We start from the raw sequence: 297 nt of genomic DNA, 5'->3' as shown, positions 1-297 counted from the left end.
GTCTTGAGCTGATACCGCACCCTACCCTGCGGTGAGATCGAYAGCCGCTGCTCGCTGATCGCCGGGCGCGTGATGTAGCGGCACAGCTTTTCGAGCTTGTGGCTTTCGTGTGCTTCCGCGGCCACGCCGGCATGCAGCGAGAAGCCGCCGACCTTGCCGGCRTCGCCCTCCAGCGAGCCTGCGTCACCGGGCAATGTTTGCAGCGTGACGRCCTTGCGGCCAGCGTCGCGACCGGTGGCGATGCGGTAGGTCATCGAACTCATCCGCAGCCCATCCATGCCGTCGTCGCTACCCGCG

Annotated in this window: 1 protein-coding gene; it reads right to left on the bottom strand. The window is 66.7% G+C overall.

Annotation, left to right across the window (positions count from 1 at the left end; translation table 11 throughout):
* Positions 1-297 (bottom strand): transposase (locus D7Y61_RS22450; protein ID WP_180869401.1); only part of this gene is annotated, 297 nt, incomplete at both ends.

It is taken from the genome of Stenotrophomonas maltophilia, from assembly GCF_013464485.1.
In the GTDB taxonomy this organism is placed as follows: Bacteria; Pseudomonadota; Gammaproteobacteria; order Xanthomonadales; family Xanthomonadaceae; genus Stenotrophomonas; species Stenotrophomonas maltophilia_AW.
The sequence above is the reverse complement of the archived record's forward strand: the minus strand, read 5'-3'. Positions and strand labels throughout refer to the sequence as shown.